The following is an 18,035-nucleotide window of genomic DNA, read 5'->3' on the forward strand; positions in this document are numbered from 1 at the left end:
TTGTGGATTGATCAAAATTGTAATAGAATAGCATAGGGAGAGTTAGGGATATATATAATTCAAGATCAAATTATTTTAAGTTTAACATAAGAAGGAGAAAATTATGTCTACAAAAAAACTAAAGAAATCTGTTACATTTACAGAAGCAATTGCAATTGTAATTGGAATGATTATAGGTTCTGGTATTTTTCTAAAACCAGGTATCGTTTTTAATAATGCAGGATCAACAGGAATGGGATTGCTAGCATGGGTTGTAGGTGGAGTTATTAGTTTAGCTTCAGCACTTACAATTGCAGAAATTGGAGCAGCTATTCCTAAAACAGGTGGATTATACGTATATCTAGAAGAATTATATGGAGATGTATGGGGCTTTTTATTAGGATGGGTACAAACAGTCATTTCTTATCCAGCATCAGGAGCTGCCCTTGCAATTGCATTTACAAGCTTTGCAACATTCTTCATACCGATGAATTCTTTTCAGCAAAAACTTGTCGCTGCAGGTATATTAATATTTGTAATATTAATGAATATTATAGCAACAAAGTTTGGTGGAATAATACAAACTGTTTCAACAGTGGGTAAATTAATCCCCGTAGCAGCTATTGTTATTTTTGGATTAATAAATGGAGAAGTTCATGATATTACGTTCACTCAATCAGCAGTAACAACTGGAATGGGGTTTGGAGCCGCTATTCTAGGAACATTATGGGCATATGATGGGTGGATAGGTGTTACAAACATGGCAGGAGAATTAAAAGACCCGAAGAAAGATCTTCCAAGATCTATCATTTTAGGGGTATCAAGTGTTATGGTTATTTATGCATTATTCAATATAGCATTAGCCAATGTTTTACCTATAGACAAAATTGTAGCATCTCAATCACCAGTTTCAGATGCAGCTATGCTTCTATTCGGGAAAAAGGGTGGAACGTTTATTATAGTTGGAATGATGGTATCTGTATTTGGCGCATTAAATGGATATCTTATGACAGGAGCAAGAGTTCCTTTCGCTATGGCAGAAAGAAAGCAATTACCTTTTCATAAAGTTTTAGGAAAAGCACATCCTAAATTTAAAACTCCAGGAAATGCTTTAATATTAGAAGGTGCATTAGCTGTACTATATATATTATCTGGAAGCTTTAATACACTTACAGACTTACTTGTATTTGTTTTATGGATCTTCTTTGTCATGGGAGTAATTGGTATATTTATATTAAGAAAGAGAGTGCCAGCAGAACAAAGACCATATAAAGTTCCACTATATCCAATAACCCCACTAGTTGGTATCTTCGGGGGAGGATATATATTAGTAAGTACAATTATGAGTTCACCAGTAAATTCATTAATAGGAATTGGAATAACTTTATTAGGATTACCAGTGTTCTATTATTTAAAGAAGTCGCAAACCAATTAATATAAATAAAAAAAAGCACCATCATGGGTTATGCATAAGATAATCTGTGATGGTGTTTTTTATTTAAATATTATAAGTGTAAAACTATTCAACTTTAAAATCTAACCATTGAGGTTAGATTTTTGTATTTTAACAAGATAAATAATTATAAATAGCTAATTAATGTTAAAATATATTGTCTAATAATATCATAATAAATACTTGTTAAGGGTTAACAATACATGAGAGTTAAATATTGTATTTATAACATTTAATCTAAGTGAAGATTCATCTCATGGAACCATAGCATTTGATACATCAAATTCAAAATAGAGCTATACACCTGAAGAATGCTGGGTTGGACAAGATGTTTTTATAGTTGAGATTACAGATGTGAGAACAGGATTATCAGATAAAGCAATGATACATATAATAGTTAATCCTCTTATTGATTTTCCAATGTCTAATCTTGATAAGTCTATAGATAGTATTGCTTAAGAATAAGAAACTTAAAATTTGAATATTTAAATTCAAAGGTAAGTACAACTTTGATACGTTAAATTATGTTTTAATACATAAATATTAAAAAAATATATAGGAGGAATAATAATGAAAAAGATATTGAGTATTACTTTAATTCTTTTACTTAGTATAAACTTATGTGCATTTGGTGATAATGAAGATGAAGAAAAAGCGACAGGGCTTGGAAGAGAGCCAATAACACTAAGGACAAACACTACAAGTAAAGATTTTGTTGAAGGGATTTTCCCTGTGAAATTTGATTTAAGAGAACAAGGTAGATTAACACCAATTAAAAACCAGGGATCAGTTGGCTCCTGCTGGACTTTTGCAACCTATGCTTCTTTAGAATCTATTTTCAAGACTTACTATGGAGACGAATCCTTTGATTTTTCTGAGCAACACATGGTGAATACCAATGGATTTGATTATGGCAGAGATGGTGGTGGGACTAGAATGATGTCTACAGCTTATCTTACAAGAGGAGCAGGGCCTGTACCTGAAAATTTAGATCCATATGTAAATGATAAATATGCAGTTGATTCACCGAAAATTTCAGCTTCAGCTGTATCTAATCAAATTGATAAAGTTCTTTTTATATCTAATAAAGATTATAACAGTATAAAAGAATCAATTATGCTATATGGTGCTATACGTACTAGTATAAATTGGGATAATATTTATTATAATAGGAGTACAGCTTCATTCTATAATCCAATTGAAAAAAGTAGTAATCATGCTATTGCTATTGTTGGATGGGATGATAATTATTCAAAGGATAATTTTAATAGCATAAATGGCTCACAACCAAAGAATGATGGTGCATTTATTGTTAGAAACAGTTGGGGGCGCGGCTTTGGAGATGATGGATATTTTTATGTATCCTACGAAGACCTTATAATTGGTACTCGTAATGCTGTGTATATACCAGATTTAGGTTCAAAATATGATAAAATTTATCAGTATGATCCATATGGATATATATCATCAATTGGGTATGGTACTAATACTGATTGGGGTGCTAATGTTTTTACCGCTGAGGAGAATGAAGATATTCAAGCAGTAAGCTTCTATGCTAAATATAATGATATAAATTATGAAATATATATTCAAAATAATGTTAGTGCATTTAAAAGATTTACAGGGTACCCTATTAAAACAGGAACGATTAAACAGCCTGGATATTATACTATAAAACTTGACTCATCGATTACTATTAAAAAAGGTAGTAAATTTGCGGTAGGGATCAAAGTAACCAGTACTGGAGGAAATACTCATTTAATCCCTATAGAGGATAAGAGAGATGGATACTCTTCAGCGGTTACAGCAAATCCTGGTGAAAGCTATATAAGTTCAGATAATTATGGATGGTACGACCTTGGTGAGGGTGAGAAAGAAAATGTATGTCTTAAAGCTTTTACTATTAGAAAAAAGAGTATTAACGTAATTGAAACATCTCAAGTTGTTTTCGATTCAAATATAGTTAATATGGTTGTTGGGGAAACTAAGATACTAGGAGCAAAAGTATTACCTCAAAATGCAACTGATAAGAATATTAAATTCTCTTTAGACAGTGGAAATGGAGATTTAGATGTTATTACTATAGATAACAGCGGTAAAGTAATAGCTAATAAACCAGGTACAATAAATGTAATGGCTACTAATGGTAACCATATGGATATTTGTACTATTAATGTAGCCCCTAAGGAGAATAGAAAATCTGTTGAATTTAAAGATATTAATCTAGAAAATGCAGTTAGAGCAGCAATTAATAAACCTAGTGGAGTTCTCTATGAAAAAGATGTTAATAAAATTACTGAACTCTACGCTTATAATAGTGGAATTGTTTCATTAGCTGGAATAGAAAATTTAACATCATTACAATCATTATCATTAGATGAGAATGAGATAGTAAATATTGAACAATTATCTAAATTAAAAGATTTAAAATCGTTAACTTTAAATAATAATAAGATTTCTAGTATAAAATCTCTAGGAAAATTAAATAAGTTGGAAATACTTTCAATAAAATGGAATCATATAAAAGATGTTGAAGGTATTGAAGGTCATACAAGTCTAGAAGGATTAGATTTATCTAATAATGTAATTACTGATATAAGTGAATTGGGTAAATTATCAAAGTTAAAGAGTTTGGCGCTTAATAATAATGAAATTCATAATATAAGTTCATTGTCCAAGCTTAAAAAATTAGAACAGTTAAATTTAAGCTTCAATAAGATTAGCGATATAAGTGGATTAATGGGATTAAATAAACTTAAAGAATTACACTTACAAGATAATGAAATCACAGATTATAGTCCAACAGAAGGCTATTATAATAATTTAGTGTATAAGGATTTTAAATTAGATGACGGACAAGTAGTAACCCTTAATAATGATTATTTGGAAAAAGTATTTAGATATATTCTTGAAAAGAATGATGGAGAACCTATACTAAAAAATGAACTTAGTAATATTAAAAGATTGGATTTAGGTGTATATGAATATTTACCTGAATTTAAAGATGTATCAATAGAAAATTTTGAAGGAATAGAATATCTAGAAAACCTTGAAGTATTAATTGTGCCAAGAATGCTTATGGAATTATATATGAATAGTGAAAAAGGATTAGATTTAAGTCCATTAAAAAATCTAAAAAAATTAACTTATTTAGATTTGTTTAGTAATGGTATAAAAGATATCAGCCCACTATCTAATCTAACAAATCTTCAGTATTTAAATTTATCATGTAATAATATTAAGGATATAACACCATTAAAAAATATGACTAAATTAGAAGAGTTACATTTGTATAAAAATATAGATATAGAAGATATAAGTGCTCTTGAAAAATTAAATAATTTATATATACTGGCTCTAAGCCAAAATAAAATAAGTGATATTAGTGTTTTAGAAAACTTTACTAACTTAGAGTTTTTAGGTTTAAGTTCAAATAAAATTGAAGACATTACTCCGTTGAAAAATATGTACAACCTAAACACTTTATATTTATATGAGAATAATATTAAGGATTATTCACCAATAGAAGATAAGTTTGATTATATAGAGACTAAAGATTTTGATTTGAAAGGTAATTCATCTTTTGATAATGATAAGATAGATTACTTAATATCAACATATGGATTCACATTAGAAGAATTGGAGTATATTGGGACAAGAGTCAATGCAGCAGAACTTAAACTTAAAAAGGAACTAGACGAGTTTACGCTTCCTACTTATTACGATATGGCACAAATTTTAATGAAAGAGGAGTTGGATGTGCTAAAAGATTTAACACTTGAGCAGGTAATGGATATAGTAAGTGAGATTAGTTCATTAATCAGCAGTGAATATCCAGGGTTTAAGTATGAGGAAGCAGTATCTGATGATGAATCCATATATACTAAAGAGGATATTTTGAATCAATCCACACTTGCTTTACGAATGAGTGAAGAAGAAATTATTAGTATATTTGGTGAACCATCTCGCATATTTGAACAAACTAATCAGATGATTTATGATGATTTACCACTAACTTTTATTTTCAAATATGAAAATGATACTAGAATTGTAGAATCCATTGTCTTTAAATATGGAATAGGAGATATTTATATGAATATGCCTTATTCTGAAATTATCGATACATTGGGAACTCCATTAAAAGAATACTATAATAATTCAGAGGGACATGTTTTGATCTATGACTTAGAAAGCAATACCCTATTTATTTCATTGTATACAAAGAATGGAGAGGTATATAACGTTAAGCTAACTTCAGGATCATATTCATATTAAACATTAAGTAAGTAATGTGACAAAAGAATTCTTTAATCTTATCCATACATGTTATTCCATGTATGGACTAAGATAATAATATCGATAGGAGTAATATCAAATGAAAAAATATTTAAGTATAATTTTAATTATTTTACTTAGTGTAAGCTTAAGTGCTTGTGGCAAAAATAATAGTACAAACACTAACGTATCTAAGGAAGTACAAGAAAAAAATACTGTTAATGATAATAATAACAGTAATATAGATGATAAAAAAGAACAAGAAGATAAGGTTAAAAAGGAACAGGAAGAGAAAGAGAAAGAGAAAAAAGAACAAGAAGAAAAAGCTAAAAAAGAACAGGAAGAGAAAGAGGAAGAAGCTAAAAGAATTGAAAGTTATGAACGTGGATGTATTGATAATCCAGAAAAATTTGATGAAATGTTTAATATAGTGAAAAAACTAGTAGCTGAGGATAATAGAGAAAAAGTAGCAGAGTATATACTATATCCTATAAATCATAATATGGACAATACAGGAATTAGAACTAAAGAAGATTTTATAAAAAATTATGATAATCTGTTCACTGAAAAAGTAAAAAAAATTCTTGCGGATACAAGTGTTAAGGAGTTATATGGACATCCTTATTACGGTATCATTGTAGGTGATGACCAAATTCGAATACATGAAGATGGTATCTGGGCAATAAATAATGAATATGATGGTTCTTTTGATTGTGACAATGAAATAGTAATTGAATTGGATTATTTAGGTGAAAATTTTAATGAAGATATAGTAATTAATGAAGCTTTGTCACATGCTGTTGATGGGATATATAGACTTTTAGTTAAAGAAAGCATAGAAAAAGATGAACTTAGTGTTTTACATTGTGGTTTATTAGGTACAATGTTTAATCTTATGGGTGATGGAGCTCGTTTTGAGGAGATATATATTAATTATTACTATGATGAGGTTTCAGACATTCTTAAGAATGAATTTACGTCAGTATATGAATTTATGAAAGAGCTTCCTAAAAGAGTTTCACAAAATGAAAATACCAATAAAGATGATAACATATTAGATAATATTTTATTATTCTCAGAAAACATAAATAGTGATTTCAAAAATAATGTTATAGATAAATTTAGTAAAATTGAGTATGAATATTTACAGGGACTTATGAATAAAGGGTTCAAACTTAAGTTTCAAACACCGAATAGTGCAATGAACTCTGGAAATAAATCTAATAATATGTCTCTTGTAGATGGAAAGATCATTTCTGCTTTAGGAATGAATGAAGAAGAGATTATAAGTATATTGGGTGAACCATCTTTTAGAACTAATGAAGTATTTGATCAAATCAGTTATGATGATTTAGGGCTAAGGTTTATTTTCCAATATAAAAATGATAATAGAGTTGTAGATTCAATTTCCTTTAAAAATGGAATTGGAGGAGTTACTATGGATATGTCCTATTCAGAAATTGTTGACATATTGGGTACACCGTTAACTGAAGACGTTATGCCATCAGATGGGATTACTTATCTTATGACCTATGATTTCGCAGGCAAAACCCTTGTATGTTATTTAAGTTCAAAGGATGGAGTTGTATATAATATTATGGTAACTTCAGGATCGGTTTTAATTTTGGATTAGCATATATATTACCGCTAAATATTAATCGCGTTGGGTATTACCCTAGAAAAAATTAATAAAAATACACAAGATTAAATAGAAATAAATTAAATATATAAGGATATAATAGGTTTTTAAAAATATAACATCTATTATATCCTTATTTTTATATTATAAAATTACAACTGAGCCCCAAAATATAACCATTCAGATTGGAATTTTATACATTAAGCGCAAAAATGGGGATAAAAATATAAATTATGATAAAATTAGTTAGAAATACTATTTTAGAAATAATGTGATTATAAAACATTTAAGCCTTAAGGGGCATGAGGTAAATGAAGTTAAAATAATAAGGGGGAGAAATAATTGAAGTTAAAAAAAGTAGTAATGTCAATGGTAATGATAGTATTATTATTTACAGTAAGCGGAAAAAGTGTACTTGCTAATGGTACAAAAACGCAAGTTTACATTGCAAATGAAATTATTGCAGAATTACAAAAGAATGGTGGCTATGTTGAGATTGAAGGGCAGGGAAAGGTTGAAGTGCCTGACAATATAAAAAATGCCATACTTAATCAACAGGATGCGTTTAGAGCGGGAGCTGTTGGACCAGATTTTTATCCAAGCTTTCTAGTTGGTTTAAGAGGAATACATGCCAATGAGAGTGGTTATTATTTAGAGAAGCTTATTCAAGATTACATTGATAATCCTCCAGCGGATGCAACTGAGCGTCAGAAGATTGAAGCTTTTTTACTTGGTATGCAAGTGCATTATAGTGGTGATATAATATCAAGAACCGAATTTAACGAATTAGCAGGAGGGGATTTCCCTAGAATTTCATATGAGATGATTAATAGTAAAAGTGAAGCGAATGTATTGCTTAGATATAGTGCAATTGAAGGATATTATGATTCAATTCTACCTGAAAAAGGCTATTCATATGAGATAGCTGCACCAATAGATTTTGTGGCAAAGTATATGGCTTTTAATGGTGAAAATGGTGGAAATATAAAAAGAGGACTTAATGATAAATATAAGTATAGTTCTGATGCTAGCAAAAGTAAAGTTGGTACTGAACTGCCTTTAGTACTTTTTGTTAAATATCAAAATGAAGTAGTTAAATTTAACAATACATTGAATAAAAATGGGGTAACGGGCGCTATTTCAAGTGCTACTCAAATTGATAGATGGATTGGTGGAATTGAAGGTTCTATAGAAGACTGGATTAGGTCAAATGAAAAAGCTGCTTCAAGAGTTTTAAATGGAGAGTCATCTGCCTATGCATTATCAAAAGAATATGCAGCCTATGTTAATGGACCATTGGAAAATATGATTCCACTTAGAGATGTTATAAAAATACTAAAAACTGGTAGTGGTGTTGGATTTTTAGATGAGGTTCTTGGAGTTTCAGATTCAATTACTGGAGAAGTTACGGATTTTTTATCAGCTAATATAGCAGGTGGAAATGATACTAAAAGTTCTAATGAATTAGCTAAAATACTAATTAATGATTCAGCATTATTTAGTGACGATACTGATGTATTAAAAAATAAAATTAAAATTGCTGGTGATAAGAGTGTTAGGGAAGCTAAAAATTTAGCAAAGCTTACTCTTTTAGGTCAAACTGGATTGAAACAAGTCATATATAATACAGGTATTGAAGATCGAATCTCACAGAAAGGTTTGAAATTGGATGCTTTTAGCTCTATTGAATTAAAAGAGGCACATACTGGATTGGTTGTTACATTGAAAACTGGAGATGAGGCTTCTTGGAAGAGTGTTACTTCATGGTTAGATGGTTCTATGCTTAAAGGATTTGGAACTGATTCGGACGTTAATTGTTATGTTACCTTTAAAGATGGTACAGTTGTTACTAAAAAATTGGATAAACCGGGATATAATGATTTTGAAACAGGTGATACAGATGACTATTATGTAGAGTTTGACAAAGTGAGAAAACTTTCAGAAATTCAAAACATTAAAATAGGAATAACAAAATATATCGATGAGTGGTATTTAAATAGTGCAGTTTTAAAAACAGTAGGTGGTAGAAAATTAACTGAATGTTATCCTGAAATGTGGTTTAAAGATAGCAGTACAAGAGCACAAATTTATCCTTTCGTTCCTAAAAAACAAATAACAATGAAAATTAAGAATGCTAAAGGATATCTGTGGAAAGGGTATGGTACTGATGGAGATGTATATGCTCGAGTGAGTTATAGCGATGGTTATCAGGATTATCTTCTAGACAAATCATTATACAATGATTTTGAAAATGGAACTACTTCTTCTTATATAATACCTGTAAAACATGGATATAATTACAGCGACATTACCTCAGTAGGTTTTTACAGAAGAAATGGTGACGATTGGAGAGTAGATGATGTATGGATTCATGTTAATGGAAGAGAGTATGCACACAAACACTATGAAAAGTGGATTGATAGAAACATTGAGTATGTTTGTGGTAGAATAAATGGTTATGACACTAATGACGTCCCTAATTATAAAGATATTTCATATGGTGAGTTATATATTATACCTGAATTTTTTAGAGATATTTACAGCCTAGACAAGAAAAATGTTATTAATGACGAATTTTTCTTATGTGAGACTTCTGAACTTAAAGATAAAGTTTATAATAAATTAGTAGTATCCGAAGATGTAAATTCTAATACTCAGGTAAAAAAAGGTATATCCAAAGATAAAGATTCGAATACTGAGGTAAAAAAAGTAATATCCAAAGATAAAGATTCGAATACTGAAGTGAAAAAAATACAAGTAAGAATAATAACTAGAAACGGAAATTGGTCGAAAGCATATGGAACAGATGGCGATGTTTATGCTAGAGTTAACTATGGAAGTTTTTATCGTGATTATATTCTTGATAAATCGGGATATAACGACTTTGAAAAAGGCGATGATGATACTTACGATATAGATCTTGAACGGGGATATGATTATAGTGATGTTACTTCAGTTGGTTTTTATAAAGCTAACGGTGATGATTGGGATGTACAAGAAGCATGGGTGCTCATAAATGGTAGAGAATATGCGCATAAAGAATATAATCGTGGTGTTGGTAGGCTTGAGCATATCTGCGGACGTATAAATGGGTTTGATACTGAGTAAGATGTACTGTGGAGCTATGAATAGGTACATTACAAAAGATGGAGAAACAATGCACAATGTAATATGGTATTCTGATGATAACGGACAAACTTATGAGATTTTGGACTATAAAAAAGGGAATGCAACAAAAGTAGAGTCTGTTATATTTAATGATATTAATATTCCAAAGGGAACAACTCATATAAAAGTATGGATACATGCAGAAGCACTTGAAGATGGGGATTTGGATATTGAACTTAAAGATAGGATGTTTGGTATTAAATACAAAAATTAATATTTTGTGGATGCGGATGTTTATCTAAGAAATAAATAATATATATGAGGATATATTTAGTGGTTATATTTTAATTGCTAAATATATTCTTATTTATATTTCAAAATTCTTTTTTATAATACAAAATGTTTGAACTTATGAATTAGAGTATGAAGTTTATGGTGTAATAAAATAGGCATATATAATAATTAAAATAGTATGGGAAAGATAAAATTACAACTCAGCCCTAAGATATTACCATTCAGATTGATTTTTTATACATTAAGCGCAAAAATGGTGATAAAAATATAAATTATGATAAAATTAGTTAGAAATAGTATTTTTAAGATGGTAGGGATTATAAAACCTTTAAGCCTTAATGGGCATGAGGTAAATGAAGTTAAAGTAATAAGGGGGAGAAATAATTGAAGTTAAAAAAAGTAGTAATGTCAATGGTAATGATAGTATTATTATTTACAGTAAGCGGAAAAAATGTACAAGCTAATGGTACAAAAACACAAGTTTACATTGCAAATGAAATTATTGCAGAATTAGAAAAGAATGGTGGTTATATTGAAATCGAAGGCCAAGGAAAGGTTGAAGTGCCTGACAATATAAAAAATGCAATACTTAATCAACAGGATGCATTTAGAGCGGGAGCTGTTGGACCTGATTTTTATCCAAGCTTTCTTGTTGGTTTAAGAGGAATACATGCAAATGAGAGTGGTTATTATTTAGACGAACTTATTCAAAATTACATTGATAATCCTCCAGCAAATGCAACTGAGCGTCAGAAGATTGAAGCTTTTTTACTTGGTATGCAAGTGCATTATAGTGGTGATATAATATCAAGAACCGAATTTAATGAATTAGCAGGAGGAGATTTCCCTAGAATTTCATATGAGATGAGCAAAAGTGATGCCAATAAATTGCTTAGATATAGTGCAATTGAAGGATATTATGATTCAATTTTACCTGAAAAAGGCTATTCCTATGAGATAGCTGCACCAATTGATTTTGTGGCAAAGCACATGGCTTTTAATGGTGAAAATGGTGGAGATATAAAAAGAGGACTTAACTATAAATATAAGTACAGTTATGATAGTAGCAAAAGTAAAGTTGGTATTGAACTGCCTTTAGTACTATTTGTTAAATATCAAAATGAAATAGTTAATTTCAACAATACATTGAATAAAAATGTGGTGACGGGCGTTGTTTCAAGTGTTGCTGATATAGATCGATGGATTGGTGGAATTGAAGGTTCTATAGAAGATTGGATTAGGTCAAATGAAAAAGCTGCTTCAAGAGTTTTAAATGGAGAGTCATCTGCCTATGCATTATCAAAGGAATATGCAACGTATGTTAATGGACCGTTGGAAAATATGATTCCACTTAGAGATGTTATAAAAATACTCAAAACTGGTAGTGGTGTTGGATTTTTAGATGAGGTTCTTGGAGTTTCAGATGCAATTACTGGAGAAGTTACGGATTTTTTAGCAGCTAATATAGCAGGTGGAAATGATACTAAAAGTTCTAATGAATTAGCTAAAATACTAATTAATGATCCTAAATTATTTAGTGATGAGACTAGTGTATTAAAAAATAAAATTAAAATTGCTGGTGATAAGAGTGTTAAGGAAGCTACAAATTTAGCAAAACTTATGATTCTTGGACAAAGTGGATTAAAAAACCTTGTATCTTCTGCTGGTGTTTACAATTTATCAGGAATGAAAATAGATAATTTCAATCCAACAACATTAGTAGAAGCTCACGGAGGGTTAAAGATTACACTTAGGACTGGAAGTGGTTCAGTAGTTAATGGCTACGGAACAGATGATGATGTTTACTGCATTATAAAGTTCAAAGATGGTACTGTTAAACAAGTAACACTAGATGATCCCGGTGCTAATGATTTCGAAAGAGGCGATGAAAGGGAGTACTATGTAAAGTTTGATAAGCAAAGAAAACTTTCAGAGATAGAATCTATAAAAATTGAAAAAAACAATTATTTTGATGATGATTGGAAATTGGAGAGGGCAGTTATTAAAACCACTGGTGGTAGAGAACTAACAACTTGCTCGCCGAGTTTTTGGTTCAAAAGCAGGAGTGATGAAGTGAAGATTTATCCTTATATTGGTGCTAAAAAATTACAAGTAAGAATAAAGACTAAAAACGGTAATATGTGGAAAACATATGGAACGGATGGCGATGTTTATGCTAGGGTTTACTATGGAGGTAAGTACCATAATTATGAGCTTGATCTAGAGCTATATAACGACTTTGAAAAAGGTGATGAGGATACCTACCCTATAGAGCTTGAACCAGGATATGATTATAGTGATGTGGAAGAAGTTGGTTTCTATAAAGCTAATGGTGATGAGTGGCGAGTACAAGAAGCGTGGGTGTTAGTAAATGGAAGAGAATATGCCCATAAAGAATATAATCATAATGTTGGTAAAACAGGTGTGACTATATGTGGGCAAATAAATGGTTTTGATACTGAAGATAAACCAAATTATACAGATAAAGTATTCGGTGAGTTATATATAATTCCTGAGTTTTTTAAAGATATTTACAGCTTAGACAAGAAAAATGCTATTGATGATAAATTTTTCTTATGTGAGACTCCTGAACTTAAAGACAAAGTTTATAATAAATTAGTACTATCCGAAAATATAGATTCGAATACTGATAAAGATGAAAATACAAGTAATAATAAGGATTTTTCATACAATAAGAATTATTTAACTACAATTCAAAACAAGACAGTTAATGAGCATAAAGCAATGATTATTGGAAATAAGCAATCTAGAGTAAATATGGTAGGTACAACTTATTGGAATGAGGATGAAAATCATCATAAGTATTGGGTTTGGGAAGATACAATTGATGTTGGAAATTTCCGTGATTTGATAGATGAAGGTAAGATGTACTGTGGAGTTATGAATAAGTATATTACAAAAGATGGAGAAACAATACACAATGTAATATGGTATTCTGATGATAACGGACAAACTTACGAGATTTTGGACTATAAAAAAGGGAATGCAACAAAATTGGATTCGGTTATATTTAATGATATTAATATTCCAACGGGAACAACTCATATAAAAGTATGGGTACATGCTGAAGCACTTGAAGATGAGGATTTGGATATTGAACTTAAAGATAGAATGTTTGGTATGAAATACAAAGATTAATATTTTGTGGACAAAGATGTTTATATAATAAATAAAAGGATATATTTAGTGGTTATATTTTAATTGCTAAATATATTCTTATTTTTTATTTAAAAGTTGTTTTTTGTCATATTAAAAAAGAATTTAACTTATCAATGAGGAGACAGAAGAGTATAATGGAAGAAATTTGAGATATATAGAAAAATTAGTAGTATTACGTTATAATTGATTTAAAGAGATTAATGTTAAAAAGATCAGCATCTAAGAGGAGTTGAAGTCCTTGAAAGAATTTGTAAAGCATAAAAAAAAATTGTACATAATAATACCCTTCATCGTTTTTATAATTGTAGGTGCTATGGGTATTAATAATATATTTTCAAGAAAAAAATTGAAACCTAAAGCAGTTAATGGAATTGTTGATTTATCAGAGTGGGATTTAATGAAAGACGGTATTATAGAACTTGATGGCACATGGGAATTTTATTGGAATAGGTTATTAACACCAGAGAATTTTAAAAATGAAAATAATCTAATAAAAACAGGAGTTATAGAGTTCCCTGGTACATGGAATGGATTAAATGTAAATGACCATGTTTTAACATCAGATGGACATGGCACATATAGACTACTGATAAAGAAAGAAGAAAAAAATGATATTTTATCATTATATATACCGATTATTAATTGTAGTCATAAATTGTGGGTAAATAATAATTTGATGTCTACTGTGGGGGTAGTAGGAAAAAATAAAGACGAAATAGAAATTCAAAGGAAAGAAAATATTGTTAATTTTAAAGATGACAGTGAAAATATAGAAATAATTTTACAGATATCAAATTATGATTCAGCTTTTAAAGGAGGACCAAATGGAAGTATAATTTTAGGAAACTATAAACAGATACAAAGTTATGTATATAAAAACAATGCTGTTGTTTGGTTTGTTTTTGGAAGTTTATTTATTATGGCATTCTATCATTTTGGATTATATCTATTGCGTAGAAAAGATAAATCACCTTTGTATTTTGGAATTCTTTGTTTGTGTGCAGCATTACGAGAAATTTTATATTCCGAGGTAGTATTTTATGAGTTATTTCCAAATATAGATTGGATTTTAAAGGGTAAAGGTCAGTGCTTAGTAACTGAACTGTCATTTCTTATGTTTCTTATGTTTATAGATTCAATTTATAAAGAATACAGGAAAACAAAAATTTATAATGCTATTAAATATTTTATGATTATACTAATCATCTTTTACTTATTAGTTCCAATAAAAATACTAGGTAATACTCAGAATATATTTATATTTGTAGCAATGGTTATATGTTTTTATACCTTTTACAGTGTATTAAAAGCTTTTATACACAAAAAAGAAGGTGCGACTATAGTGATTATTGGAATGTCATTATTGTTTATAACCGTGACAAATGATTTTTTATATAACAATCATATTATTTATACTGGATATTATGCATCATTAGGATTAGTTTCATTTATATTTGCTCAGTCTTTTATGTTATCAAGGAAATTTTCAAAGGCTTTTAATACAGTAGAGGCTTTGTCAGAAAAGCTTATTTCCTTAGATAAGCTTAAAGATGAATTTTTAGCAAATACCACACATGAACTTAGAACACCTCTAAATGGTATAGTGGGTATTAGTGAAAGTCTATTAGATGATAGTAGTAATTTAAATCAGCATCAAATTAATAATATTTCTTTAATCGTATCAAGTGGTAGAAGATTAAGTAAACTTATAAATGATATATTGGATTTTTCAAAGTTAAAAAATAAAGATATTACCTTAAATAAGAAAAGTGTTGATATAAATCAGATAGTAAATGTAGTGCTAGAAGTTTCAAATAATTTAATAGAAAATAAAAAAATTGAATTAATAAGTACTATAAGCGAAGAGATTCCTTATGTATTTGTTGATGAAAATAGATTTGAACAAATTTTATACAATTTGATCGGTAATGCAATAAAAAATACATATGAAGGAAAGATTATAGTTTCTGCTTGTTGTAATAATAATATGGTTGAAATATCTGTTTCAGATACAGGAATTGGTATTCCAGAAGAAAAATTTGGACAAATTTTCAAAGCATTTGAGCAGCTTGAAGTGACAGGTAATAACAAGGGTATAGGACTTGGATTAAGTATTACAAAACGATTTATTGAATTGCATGGTGGAGAAATTAAGGTTAAATCTCAATTGAATAAGGGGTCAAAATTCACATTCACCCTACCTGTTAGTAAAGAAAAAAATGCAATACAAATATTACCTCAAAATAATGGGGCTCTAAATAAAATTAATACGGTAATTAATAATAAACATATGAACTCCTCTGAAAGTAAAAATTCTAATGATGGAGAGTTTAAAATTTTAGTTGTTGATGATGATCTTATAAATAGACAAGTGATTATAAATAATTTTTCTTCTTCAAAATACTCTATTATTTCTGCAAGTGATGGTGAGGAAGCATTAAAAAAACTTTCAAAACATAAAGATATTGACTTGATTGTATTAGATGTAATGATGCCTAAAATGTCTGGTTATGAAGTATGTCGTGAAATAAGAAAGAAATATTCATTGATTGAACTTCCAGTAGTATTACTTACCGCATCAGAAAAGACAGAGGTTATTGAAGTTGGGTTTAAGGTAGGAGCTAATGACTATTTATTTAAGCCTGTTGATAAAGCAGAACTTACAGCAAGAGTAAATACTTTATTGGAACTAAAGAAATCAGTAGAACAAGCGGTTACATCTGAGCTCTGTTTTCTTCAAGCGCAGATAAAACCTCATTTTTTATTCAACGCATTAAATACAATAATGTCATTTTGCAGAACAAATCCAGAGCGTGCGAGAGAGCTTTTATTGGACTTAAGTAATTACTTGAGAAAGAGCTTTGATTTTAATAATAAAGAAAAATTTGTATCTTTAGAAAATGAAATGAGTTTTGTTAAATCATATTTAGCAATTGAGAAAGCAAGATTTTCTAAAAGATTAAATATTATATATGATATAGAGCCTAACTTAAATTGTTTGATGCCACCGCTTATATTACAACCTTTAGTGGAAAATGCAGTTAGACATGGTATAGCTTCAAAAAGACAGGGGGGAATGGTTAAGATTTCAGCAAAAGGACAGAATGAATTTGTATTAATAAAGGTTGAAGATGATGGTATTGGTATTGATAAAGAACGACTTAATAGTATTTTGAATAAAACAATTGAGGGGAGTGTTGGAATGAAAAATATTATTAAAAGATTAGATATAATTTATGGTTATGGAATTGATATTCAGACGGAACAGGATAAAGGGACAACCATTAGTTTGAAAATTCCATTAAGAAAGGAGAAATTTAATGATTAGGGTTATAGCAATAGATGATGAAGAACCGGCATTAGAAGAACTAAATTATGTTTTAAATAAGAATGAAAATGTAGACATTGTAGATACTTTTTCAGATCCCTTAGAAGCTCTTATGAAGGTTAAAGAATTAAAACTAGATGCTGTTTTTCTTGATATAGAAATGCCTGAGATTAATGGTTTTTCTGTTGCTAAAGAGATTATAAAACTTGATAGTAATATTAGTATAATTTTTATTACAGCTTTTAATCAATATGCTGTTGAAGCCTTCGAAGTCAATGCTCTAGATTATATTATGAAACCTGTGTCAGAAGAAAGAATTAATTTAGCTTTGAATAAAATATGTAGTAAACATGTTTTAGAGAATAAATATGATGGAGGTATTATTAAAAAAATATCTTCAGCACAAAAAACATTAAAGAAGAATTTAGAAAAGGTAGTAATATGGAAAGATGATGAAGTTATTCTTTTAAAGCCACAGCAAGTATATTATTTTACTATAGAGAATGGAGAAATTATAGCTATTACAGAAGAAGGAAGGTTTAAGACAAAGGATAGTTTAGATAACTGGGAAAATAAATTAGGAGAATATAATTTTTTTAGAACGCACAGAAGTTTCCTAGTAAATTTAGATAAAATCCAAAAAATGAGTCCTTGGTTTAATAATACATACGTATTATATTTGGAAGATACACCTAATGAAATACCTTTAAGTAGAAATCGTTTAAAAGAATTTAAAAATATTATAGGGATATAGAATTGAATCCCAATAAGGGTACATT

The 18,035-nt window shown here is 29.1% G+C and carries 8 protein-coding genes; all 8 read left to right on the forward strand.

Annotated elements, in window-relative coordinates; genetic code table 11:
• The first annotated feature begins 103 nt into the window (after window positions 1–103).
• The 8 genes from KDK92_RS09310 (at window position 104) to KDK92_RS09345 (ending at window position 18,010) form a co-directional block, all read left to right on the forward strand.
• A complete protein-coding gene (locus KDK92_RS09310; RefSeq protein ID WP_250858984.1) occupies window positions 104–1,414 on the forward strand; it encodes an APC family permease in 1,311 nt (436 codons plus the stop codon).
• Window positions 1,415–2,002: 588 nt separating this feature from the next.
• A complete protein-coding gene (locus KDK92_RS09315) occupies window positions 2,003–5,707 on the forward strand; it encodes a lectin like domain-containing protein (protein ID WP_250858986.1) in 3,705 nt (1,234 codons plus the stop codon).
• 100 nt (window positions 5,708–5,807) lie between these two features.
• Window positions 5,808–7,340, forward strand: coding sequence for a hypothetical protein (locus KDK92_RS09320; RefSeq protein ID WP_250858988.1), 1,533 nt, complete (start codon window positions 5,808–5,810; stop codon window positions 7,338–7,340).
• A gap of 348 nt (window positions 7,341–7,688) precedes the next feature.
• Window positions 7,689–10,454, forward strand: coding sequence for a PLAT/LH2 domain-containing protein (locus KDK92_RS09325; protein WP_250858989.1), 2,766 nt, complete (start codon window positions 7,689–7,691; stop codon window positions 10,452–10,454).
• Window positions 10,435–10,728: a hypothetical protein gene (locus KDK92_RS09330; RefSeq protein ID WP_250858991.1), complete on the forward strand. Its 294-nt coding sequence runs from the start codon at window positions 10,435–10,437 to the stop codon at window positions 10,726–10,728. Before KDK92_RS09325 ends, KDK92_RS09330 begins: the two co-directional genes overlap by 20 nt.
• A gap of 404 nt (window positions 10,729–11,132) precedes the next feature.
• Window positions 11,133–13,907 (forward strand): zinc dependent phospholipase C family protein, encoded by a 2,775-nt coding sequence (locus tag KDK92_RS09335; RefSeq protein ID WP_250858993.1) that lies wholly within the window; start codon window positions 11,133–11,135, stop codon window positions 13,905–13,907.
• 259 nt (window positions 13,908–14,166) lie between these two features.
• Window positions 14,167–17,256 carry a hybrid sensor histidine kinase/response regulator gene (locus KDK92_RS09340; RefSeq protein WP_250858995.1) on the forward strand — a complete coding sequence of 1,030 codons (3,090 nt, stop codon included), beginning with the start codon at window positions 14,167–14,169 and terminating at the stop codon, window positions 17,254–17,256.
• On the forward strand, window positions 17,249–18,010 hold the full coding sequence (locus tag KDK92_RS09345) for a LytR/AlgR family response regulator transcription factor (protein ID WP_250858996.1): 762 nt from the start codon (window positions 17,249–17,251) through the stop codon (window positions 18,008–18,010). The genes KDK92_RS09340 and KDK92_RS09345 overlap by 8 nt, the downstream gene beginning before the upstream one ends.
• Window positions 18,011–18,035 lie beyond the last annotated feature (25 nt).

This window comes from Oceanirhabdus seepicola (genome assembly GCF_023684385.1).
Taxonomy (GTDB): Bacteria; Bacillota; Clostridia; order Clostridiales; family Clostridiaceae; genus Oceanirhabdus; species Oceanirhabdus seepicola.